General features: G+C 75.0%; 2 protein-coding genes. Both read right to left on the bottom strand.

Translation table 11 applies throughout. The features are described 5' to 3' along the window. Positions 1 to 1,308, bottom strand: a 1,308-nt coding sequence (locus tag G5C65_RS35270) for a phosphoribosyltransferase family protein (protein ID WP_420903397.1), incomplete at its 3' end; no start/stop codon positions are given. Next, complete coding sequence (locus G5C65_RS35265; RefSeq protein WP_165303136.1) at positions 1,305 to 2,477, bottom strand: HpcH/HpaI aldolase/citrate lyase family protein; 1,173 nt, start codon at positions 2,475 to 2,477, stop codon at positions 1,305 to 1,307. The genes G5C65_RS35270 and G5C65_RS35265, both read right to left, overlap by 4 nt. Positions 2,478 to 2,583: the final 106 nt, after the last annotated feature.

The raw sequence follows: 2,583 nt of genomic DNA, 5'->3' as shown, positions 1-2,583 counted from the left end.
GGGGGCCGGGACGCGGGGCGCGTAGGACGGGGCGACCGCGAGCGCCAGGCGCTCCGTGCAGCGGCCGAGCTGGTCCAGCAGACCGCCGGGCGCGTGCAGCTCGGGCCGGTCCCCCGCGCTGTCCACCACGGCCACCACCGCGTCGAAGCCGCCGCCCGCGACGTTGTACGCGTACCGCTCCCCCGGGCCGTCCGCGGGGGCGTCGTGCGCGGGGAAGCGCAGGGCCGTGCGGATGGCGTAGCCGGGGTCGTCGACGGGGAGCACGGGCGAGCGGGTGGTGGTGGAGAACCGCACCTCGGCCGTGCCGTCCAGCCGCCGCTCCAGCGCGTGTGCGAGCCGCAGCGGCGCGTACATGAGCTCCTCGGTGCCCAGGACGAGCACGCGCCGGGCGCCGCGCAGCCGCGGGAGCAGCCGCTCGGCCATCCCCGGCAGCGCGGCCTCCAGCCGCTCGCGGTGCACCGGCAGGAACCCGTGCCGCCCGCCGTCCGGCAGGCCCTCCGGCCAGCCGAGGTCGATCCGCGGTACGTCGGGGCCCGCGCCGCTCCGGGGGCGCTCGGGCGCGCGCTCGGCGGTGTGCGCCGCCACCAGCGACCGGCCGCGCTCCAGCACATCGTGCGGGAGCTGGAGCGCGCCGGAGGCGAGGGCGACCACATCCACCCGCGCCCCCAGCCGGGCCGCGAACTTCTCCAGCTCGACGGCGTCGGCGGGCGCGCGCATGTCGACCAGCGCCACCACCACGTAGTGCTCCCTAGGGTGCCGGGAGTGCAGCGCGGCGATGGTGTTGCGCACGGTGCGGCCGGTGGAGAACTCGTCGTCCGCCAGCACCAGCGGTCCGTCCCCGGCGAGCAGCGCCGGGTCCTCGGGCAGCAGCAGGTGCGACGTCGCGTGGCTGTGCTCCTCCTCGAAGCCGCCGACGGAGGGGACGCCGGGCACGGGGCGGCGCGTGGAGTGGAGGTAGGGGGCCGCGCGACCGGAGCCTCCGCCCAGGCCGTCCGCGACGCTGTGCCCCAGCGCGGTGGCCGTCTCCGCGTAGCCGAGCACGACGGCGCGGTCCGCCGCGGCCGCGCCCAGCAGCGCGCGCACCCGCCGTCCGAGCCGGCCTCCCGCGTCCAGCACGGCCCCGGGCCGCTGCGGCACATGCTTGCCCAGCACGGCGGAGACGAGCAGGTGGGCCCGCTTGGGGTTGCGGCGCAGCGCCAGCCCGAGCAGCCGGTGCGTCCCCTCCCCGGTCAGCCGGACCCCGAGCCTGCCGGTGACCCACTCGCCCGGCCAGACCCCGCCGTCCCCGTATCCTTCCGTCACGCTCACTTGACTCCCGCCGCCAGCAGTTCCACAAAGCTCACGCCCTCGCGCGCCACCCCGAAGAGCTCGCCGCGCAGCAGGGTGCGCTCGGCCCAGGCGCGGTGGGGCTTGATCTCGTTCATCTTGTTCGTGTAGGCGGAGCGCAGGACGCCGCCTCCGCCGCGCTCCGGGCGCAGCACATCGGTCGCGTCGCAGTACTCCTCGTGGCTGACGACGGACAGCGCGTGGACCGGCGCGACGTGCGAGGGGTGGATGCAGGTCTTGCCCAGCAGGCCGTTGGCCCGGTCCAGCTCGATCTCGCGCAGCAGCCCGTCCATGTCGTGCTCGATCAGGGCGGTGCGGACGTCCTCGGCCCGGCCGCTGAGGAACGGGCTCTGCCGCAGCTGGGGCTTGAACATCCGCTCCTGCTGCCGGAAGTACTCCCACACCGGGCCGGTCACGGTGAACCCGGTGCCGTCGGCGCGGCCCAGCACGTTCACCACGTCCGCGATGACGGAGGCGACGAGCTGCACGTCGTACGCGGTCATGTCCGGGGTGCGGCGCAGGCCGTAGGCGGCGCAGAAGTCGGTGACGCCCAGCCGCAGCGCCAGCACCCGGTCCCGGTACTTGTCGACCGTACGGCCGATCCCCATGAGCGTCTCGCGCCGGGCCTCCAGATGCAGCAGCTCCGGCGACTCCAGCACCGGCATGGCGTACAGCCGTCGTCCGTACGCCGCCTCCGCCTCCGCCGCCGCGAGCGCCTCCAGAAACGGCACCCCGCGCTCCTCGGTGAACTTCGGCAGCACGAAGCCGGACAGCAGCCGGACGGCCGGGCCCATACGCCGCACCAGGGAGAGGATCTGACCCGGCTCCCGGACCCGTATGAACAGCAGCGGAAGCTCCTCCGGGTCGCGCCGGGCCATCAGGTCGTCGAACTGGCGCACGAGATTCGTCTCGGCGCCCGTGACCTCCGAGTCGGCGATGGAGTCCTCCAGGCACAGCACCATGGACACCACCCCGCGCGCCGCCTGCTTGACCACGTCGGCGGCCAGGGACGGGCGGTTGGCGGGGCTGTAGAGGGTGGCGCCCAGGGCGACCGCCAGCGTGCGGGCGGGCGCCTCCTGCGTGAACTCGGCGGGCTCCCGGTGGAACAGCGCACGGCGGCGCTCAGGCCGGAGCTGCCGGAAATGCCGCATGGATCTACCCCGTCTCTGCCCGGTCTCTACCGCGCGTGTGGCCGTACAGGCGTTCATCGTACGTAGCGGGCTCGGTCAAGAGTTCCCCAAGCCCGCACCTTCCCCC

The sequence above is a fragment of the Streptomyces boncukensis genome (genome assembly GCF_011045075.1).
GTDB classification, from domain to species: domain Bacteria; phylum Actinomycetota; class Actinomycetes; order Streptomycetales; family Streptomycetaceae; genus Streptomyces; species Streptomyces boncukensis.
This window is presented reverse-complemented; position numbering and strand designations above follow the sequence as displayed.

What these genes read in the sequence shown, in the direction of transcription:
- G5C65_RS35265 (WP_165303136.1), bottom strand. Translation starts at nt 2,477, where the DNA reads ATGCGGCATTTCCGGCAGCTCCGGCCTGAGCGCCGCCGTGCGCTGTTC.